Annotated in this window: 6 protein-coding genes; 5 read left to right on the forward strand and 1 reads right to left on the reverse strand. The window is 68.6% G+C overall.

The annotated features are described in order from the left end of the window. On the reverse strand, positions 1-987 hold a 987-nt coding region (metG, locus tag A5622_RS15305), incomplete at its 3' end, for a methionine--tRNA ligase (protein WP_066879604.1). 32 nt (positions 988-1,019) lie between these two features. Between metG and A5622_RS15310 the strand changes: the two genes are divergently transcribed. The 5 genes from A5622_RS15310 to A5622_RS15330 all read left to right on the forward strand — a co-directional run bounded on the left by A5622_RS15310 (position 1,020) and on the right by A5622_RS15330 (position 7,059). Continuing rightward, positions 1,020-1,862: a TatD family hydrolase gene (locus A5622_RS15310; RefSeq protein ID WP_066879607.1), complete on the forward strand. Its 843-nt coding sequence runs from the start codon at positions 1,020-1,022 to the stop codon at positions 1,860-1,862. A 158-nt stretch (positions 1,863-2,020) separates the two neighbouring features. After that, positions 2,021-3,148, forward strand: coding sequence for a resuscitation-promoting factor (locus tag A5622_RS15315; RefSeq protein WP_197505109.1), 1,128 nt, complete (start codon positions 2,021-2,023; stop codon positions 3,146-3,148). Then, positions 3,112-4,065, forward strand: coding sequence for a 16S rRNA (adenine(1518)-N(6)/adenine(1519)-N(6))-dimethyltransferase RsmA (rsmA, locus tag A5622_RS15320; RefSeq protein ID WP_066871812.1), 954 nt, complete (start codon positions 3,112-3,114; stop codon positions 4,063-4,065). The genes A5622_RS15315 and rsmA overlap by 37 nt, the downstream gene beginning before the upstream one ends. A gap of 65 nt (positions 4,066-4,130) precedes the next feature. Beyond that, positions 4,131-5,087 (forward strand): 4-(cytidine 5'-diphospho)-2-C-methyl-D-erythritol kinase, encoded by a 957-nt coding sequence (locus A5622_RS15325; protein ID WP_197505110.1) that lies wholly within the window; start codon positions 4,131-4,133, stop codon positions 5,085-5,087. Between the two features lie 337 nt (positions 5,088-5,424). Beyond that, positions 5,425-7,059, forward strand: a complete 1,635-nt coding sequence (locus A5622_RS15330; protein ID WP_066879612.1) for a fatty acyl-AMP ligase — start codon at positions 5,425-5,427, stop codon at positions 7,057-7,059. Positions 7,060-7,065 lie beyond the last annotated feature (6 nt).

Below are 7,065 nucleotides of genomic sequence, written 5' to 3' on the forward strand. Positions count from 1 at the left end.
GCGCAGCAGGAAATAGCGCACCTGGTCGACGCCGAGCGTGTCGATCAGGTTGATCGGGTCGACCACGTTGCCCACCGACTTGCTCATCTTCTCGCCGCGGTTGAGCAGGAACCCGTGCGCGAAAACCCTTCGCGGCAGCTCGATTCCGGCCGACATCAGAAAAGCCGGCCAGTACACGGTGTGGAACCGGATGATGTCCTTGCCGATCATGTGCAAGTCGGCCGGCCAATAGCGCCGGAACCGTTCCGATTCGGTGTCCGGGTAGCCGACCCCGGTCAGGTAGTTGGTCAGCGCGTCGACCCAGACGTACATCACGTGGTCGGGGTGCTCGGGCACCTGCACGCCCCAGTCGAATGAGGTGCGCGAGATGGACAGGTCGCGCAGCCCGCCCGAGACGAAGCTGACCACCTCGTTGCGCCGCACGTCGGGTCCGATGAAATCCGGGTTCGCCTCGTAGTGGGCCAGCAGCTTGTCGGTGTAGGCCGAGAGCCGGAAGAAGTACGTTTGCTCCTCGGTCCACGTCACCGGGGCGCCCGTCTCGGTGGCCAGCCGGGTCCCGTCGTCGAGGAGCTCGGTCTCCGATTCGACGAAGAACCGTTCGTCGCGCACTGAATACCACCCCGAGTAGGTGTCCAGGTAGATGTCACCGGCGGCCGACATCCGGCGCCAGAGCTCCTTGGACGCATCGTGGTGGTCGGGATCGGTGGTGCGGATGAACCGGTCGAAGGAGATGTTCAACCGTTCCTGCAGCCGCTGGAACACATCGGAGTTGCGCCGGGCCAGCTCGGCCGTCGGGATGCCCTCGGCCGCCGCCGTTTCGACCATCTTGAGGCCGTGCTCGTCGGTGCCGGTCAGGAACCGCACATCGAACCCGTCGAGTCGCTTGAACCGGGCGATCGCGTCGGTCGCGATGTACTCGTACGCGTGCCCGATGTGCGGATCGCCGTTGGGGTAGGTGATCGCGGTGGTGACGTAATAGGGCCTCATCGCCCTCAACCTTATTTGGGGGCCCATATTGTGTGCGCGTGAGCTCCAAACGTCAGCCGCCCCCGGCCCCCGAGCCGTTGCGCCCGCTCGTCGATGCGCACACGCACCTGGACGCGTGTGGCGCCGCCGACGCCGAGGGGGTGCGGGCCATCGTGGACCGCGCCGCGGCGGTCGGGGTTGGCGCGGTCGTCACGATCGCCGACGACCTGGACTCGGCGCGCTGGGTCACGCGCGCGGCCGAGTGGGACCCACGGGTCTATGCCGCGGTGGCGTTGCACCCCACCCGGGCCGACGCGCTCGACGACGCCGCGCGCGCCGAGATCGAGCGACTGGTGGCCCATCCCCGGGTGGTGGCCGTCGGCGAGACCGGCCTGGACCTCTACTGGCCGGGTCGGCTGGACGGTTGCGCCGAGCCGGCCGTGCAGCGGGAGGCCTTCGCCTGGCACATCGACCTGGCGAAGCGCTGCGGCAAACCGCTGATGATCCACAACCGGGACGCCGACTCCGACGTGCTCGACGTGCTGGCGGCCGAGGGCGCCCCGGACGCCGTGATCTTCCACTGCTTTTCCTCGGACGCGGCCATGGCCCGCCGCTGCGTGGACGCCGGGTGGCTGCTGAGCCTGTCGGGCACCGCGAGTTTCCGCAACGCGCACGCGCTGCGCGAAGCCGTTCCGCTGATACCGCCTGAACAGCTGTTGGTGGAGACCGATGCGCCATTCTTGACACCCCATCCCTATCGGGGGACGGCGAATGAACCGTATTGCCTTCCTTATACTGTTCGGGCGATCGCCGAGCTGGTGGATCGCCACCCGGAAGAGCTGGCCGAGATAACGACGAGTAATGCTCAACGGGTGTACGGATTGGTCACAGTGTGAGGTAAACGACCAGGCGATTTGGTTTAAATTCGCCGCGTCGGAGTTGCCCAACCTTGACCGGTTCGTTACCGTCTTGTGATCGAACGGTTGGGCCTACGGGCCCTTAATTTGTGACTTGCTGCCGAATGAGTGGGTTGTTGAGGGTTGGGTAACGCGCGTTGAGTGTATTGACAAAACTTCATCAGAATCCTTCGCCGATGTTGCGGCTCGTGGTCGGAGGGCTGCTGGTAGTCCTGGCATTCGCGGGCGGATACGCGGTATCGGTGTGCAAGACGGTCACGCTGACCGTCGACGGGGTGGCCATGAAGGTCACCACCATGAAGTCCCGGGTCATCGACGTTGTCGAAGAGAACGGTTTCGCCATCGACGAGCGTGACGACCTGTACCCCGCCGGTGATGTCACGGTGCACGACGCCAGCAAGATCGTGCTGCGGCGCAGCCGCCCCCTGCAGATCTCGCTGGACGGCCATGACACCAAGCAGGTGTGGACCACCGCTTCCACCGTCGACGAGGCGCTGGCCCAGCTGGCGATGACCGACACCGCCCCGGCCGCGGCCAACCGCGGCAGCCGCGTTCCGCTGGCCGGGATGGCGCTGCCCGTCGTCAGTGCCAAGACCGTCCGCATCAACGACGCGGGTGCGATCCGCACGGTGCACCTGGCGGCACCGAACGTCGCCGGCCTGCTGAGCGCCGCCGGCGCGCCGCTGCTCGACAGCGACCAGGTGGTGCCGGCCGCGTCGGCGCCCATCGTCGACGGCATGGAAGTTCAGGTGACGCGTAACCGGATCCAGCAGGTGACCGAGCGGATCCCGCTGCCCCCCAACGCCCGTCGCATCGAAGATCCGGGCCTGAACATGAGCCGCCAGGTCGTCGAGGATCCAGGCAGCCCGGGCACGCAGGACGTCACCTTCTCGGTGGCCACGGTCAACGGCGTCGAGACCGGCCGGCTGCCGATCGCCAACACGGTGATCACGCCCGCCCGCGACTCGGTGGTCCGCATCGGCACCAAGCCCGGCACCGAGGTGCCTCCGGTCAGCGACGGCTCCATCTGGGACGCGATCGCGGGTTGCGAAGCCGGCGGAAACTGGGCTATCAACACCGGAAACGGGTACTACGGCGGTGTGCAATTCGACCAGGGCACGTGGGAGCGAAACGGCGGGTTGCGGTTCGCCGCCCGCGCCGACCTCGCCACCCGCGAGGAGCAGATCACCGTCGCCGAGGTGACCCGTGAGCGCCAGGGTTGGGGTGCGTGGCCAGTGTGCAGCGGAAGAGCTGGTGCGCGCTGACCATCCGGCTACTCGGGCGCACCGAGATCAGGCGGTTGGCCAAAGAACTCGAATTTCGGCCACGGAAATCGCTGGGCCAGAATTTCGTCCACGACGCCAACACGGTGCGCCGGATAGTCTCGACCTCCGGGCTCAGCCGGGCTGATCACGTCCTGGAAGTCGGGCCGGGTCTGGGGTCGCTGACCCTGGCCCTGCTCGACCGTGGCGCCGCCGTGACGGCCGTCGAGATCGACCCGGTGCTGGCCGAACGGCTGCCCCAGACCGTCGCCGAGCATTCCAACAGCGAGAGCCAGCGTCTGACGGTGATCAACCGCGACGTCCTGACCCTCCGCCGCGACGAGGTGGCCACTGGGCCGACCGCCGTGGTCGCGAACCTGCCGTACAACGTCGCCGTCCCGGCGCTGTTGCACCTGCTCGCCGAGTTCCCGTCCATTCGCACCATGACGGTGATGGTGCAGGCCGAGGTCGCCGAGCGGCTGGCCGCCGAGCCCGGCGGCAAGGAGTACGGCGTGCCCAGCGTCAAGGTGCGCTTTTTTGGCCAGGTTCGTCGTTGCGGCATGGTGTCGCCGACGGTCTTCTGGCCGATCCCGCGGGTCTACTCCGGGCTGGTACGCATCGACCGGTACGCGACCTCGCCATGGCCCACCGACGAGGGCTTCCGGCGCCAGGTCTTCGCACTGATCGACATCGCGTTCGGGCAGCGCCGCAAGACGTGCCGCAACGCGTTCGTGGACTGGGCCGGCTCGGGCAACGAATCGGCGGATCGGTTGCTGGCGGCCAGCATCGACCCGGCGCGCCGCGGCGAGACGCTGTCGATCGACGACTTCGTGCGGTTGCTGCAGCGCTCCGCGGATCGATCCCACGCCACGCCCGAGGCGACTCCCCGCATCGCCGAACAGGGCGCCTCGGCCGGCTGACGGTAAGCCGCCGAAGGCGCCGTTGCGTGTGGTTGGCTCCGAGCAGCGATAGTCTGCTGCGGTGGCTGAGAATGTCTGACGGCAATACCGCCGCGCAGTGGGTGCCCACCGGGTCGGTCACCGTTCGGGTGCCCGGAAAAGTCAACCTCTACTTGGCGGTCGGTGACCGCCGCGAGGACGGCTACCACGACCTGAACACGATTTTTCAGGCCGTGTCGCTGCTCGACGAGGTGACGGTCCGCAACGCCGACGTGCTGTCGCTCGACATCGTCGGCGAGGGCGCCGAGAAGCTGCCCACCGACGAACGCAACCTCGCCTGGCAGGCCGCCGAGCTGATGGCCGAACACGTCGGCCGGGCGCCGGACGTGTCGATCATGATCGACAAATCCATTCCGGTGGCCGGCGGCATGGCCGGGGGCAGCGCCGACGCGGCGGCCGTGCTGGTCGCGATGAACTCGCTGTGGGAACTCAACGTGCCCCGCCGCGACCTGCGCATGCTGGCCGCGCGGTTAGGCAGCGATGTGCCGTTCGCGCTGCACGGCGGCACCGCGTTGGGCACCGGTCGCGGCGAGGAGTTGGCGACGGTGTTGTCCCGCAACACCTTTCATTGGGTACTGGCGTTCGCCGACGGAGAGCTGCTGACGCCGGCGGTGTTCACCGAATTGGACCGGCTCCGCGAGGCGGGCGATCCGCCGCGGCTGCCCGCGCCCGGGCCGGTGCTGGCCGCCCTGGCCGCCGGCGATGCCGAGCGGTTGGCCCCGCTGCTGGGCAATGAGATGCAGGCGGCGGCCGTGAGCCTGAACCCGGGGCTGCGCCGGACGTTGCGCGCGGGGGTGGCGGCCGGGGCGCTGGCAGGCATCGTGTCCGGGTCGGGCCCGACGTGCGCCTTCCTGTGCGCGTCGGCGGCCGCGGCGGTCGACGTCGGCACCGAGGTGTCCGGGGCGGGCGTGTGCCGCACGGTGCGGGTGGCCAGCGGGCCGGTGGCCGGCGCGCGCGTGGTTCCCGCGCCCACCGAAGTGTGAATCTTTTCCCATTTTGCGCATTGGTTTGGCGCGTCCCTAAGAGGAGTTTAAGATGATCCGCGGTGACGGGATCCGTTGAGCAAGATCACTTAATTGCATCGTCCGCCGGGCGCTCCGGCGGACGATTAATTCATGGGCCCCGCCGAGTTTTCCCGGGCCCGTTTCGCGCTCATCGGGCCGGCGACCGCCGCCTCGTCATGGCGGGTGTGGACGCATCATCGATCCGAGACCTAACCGCCGCCCAACCGTGTTTACGTGCTTGCGGCGAAGTGTTGGCCACCGGGCGGAACATGAGATTCCGGGCGTTGGGACGAGGGCTGGAACCGAGGAGGACTCTGTGAGCAGGTTTACCGAGAAGATGTACCGCAATGCCCGGTCCGCGACGACGGGCATGGTCACCGGTGAACCCCACGAACCGGTCCGCCACACCTGGGGCGAGGTCCACGAGCGCGCGCGCCGCATCGCCGGCGGCCTGGCCGCCGCCGGCATCGGGCCCGGCGACGCGGTCGGCGTGCTCGCCGGTTATCCGGTGGAGATCGCGCCGACGGCGCAGGGCCTGTGGATGCGCGGGGCCAGCCTGACCATGCTGCACCAGCCCACGCCGCGCACGGACTTGGCCGTGTGGGCCGAGGACACCATGAACGTCATCGGCATGATCGAGGCGAAGGCCGTCGTCGTCTCGGAGCCCTTCCTGGTGGCCATTCCGGTGCTGCAGGAGAAGGGAATCCAGGTCGTCACCGTCGCTGACCTGCTCGCCGCGGAGCCGATCGACCCCGTCGAGGTCGGCGAGGACGCGCTCGCGCTGATGCAGCTGACGTCGGGGTCCACCGGATCCCCCAAGGCGGTGCAGATCACCCACCGCAACATCTACTCCAACGCCGAGGCGATGTTCATCGGCGCCCGGTACGACGTCACCAAGGACGTCATGGTCAGCTGGCTGCCCTGCTTCCACGACATGGGCATGGTCGGCTTCCTGACCATCCCCATGTACTTCGGCGCCGAGCTGGTCAAGGTCACCCCGATGGACTTCCTGCGCGACACGCTGCTGTGGGCCAAGCTCATCGACAAGTACAAGGGCACCATGACCGCGGCGCCCAACTTCGCCTACGCGCTGCTGGCCAAGCGGTTGCGCCGCAACGCCAAGCCCGGCGACTTCGACCTGTCCACACTGCGGTTCGCGCTGTCCGGCGCCGAGCCCGTCGAACCCGCCGACGTCGAGGACCTGCTGGATGCCGGCGCGCCGTTCGGCCTGCGGCCCTCGGCGATCCTGCCCGCCTACGGCATGGCCGAAACCACGCTGGCCGTGTCGTTTTCGGAGTGCAACGCCGGTCTGGTCGTCGACGAGGTCGACGCCGACCTGCTGGCCGCGCTGCGCCGCGCCGTCCCGGCCACCAAGGGCAACACCCGCCGGCTGGCCACGCTCGGGCCGCTGTTGCAAGACCTCGAGGCGCGCATCATCGACGAGAACGGCGACGTGATGCCCGCCCGCGGCGTGGGCGTCATCGAGCTGCGCGGCGAGTCGCTGACGCCCGGCTACCTCACCATGGGCGGTTTCATCTCGGCCCAGGACGAGAACGGCTGGTATGACACCGGTGATTTGGGCTACCTGACCGAGGAGGGCCACGTCGTGGTCTGCGGCCGCGTCAAGGACGTCATCATCATGGCGGGCCGCAACATCTATCCCACCGACATCGAGCGTGCCGCCTGCCGCGTCGAGGGCGTGCGGCCCGGCTGCGCCGTTGCGGTGCGGCTGGACGCCGGCCACTCCCGCGAGACGTTCGCCGTGGCGGTGGAGTCCAACGCCTTCCAGGACCAGGCCGAGGTGCGCCGCATCGAGCACCAGGTCGCCCGGGAGGTGGTGGCCGAGGTCGACGTGCGGCCGCGCAACGTGGTGGTGCTCGGGCCGGGCACCATTCCGAAGACGCCGTCGGGCAAGCTGCGCCGGTCGACCTCCGTCAGCCTGGTCACCTAGCCCGGC

Origin of the sequence: Mycobacterium sp. 1245801.1, assembly GCF_001673055.1 — a bacterium.
GTDB classification, from domain to species: domain Bacteria; phylum Actinomycetota; class Actinomycetes; order Mycobacteriales; family Mycobacteriaceae; genus Mycobacterium; species Mycobacterium europaeum_A.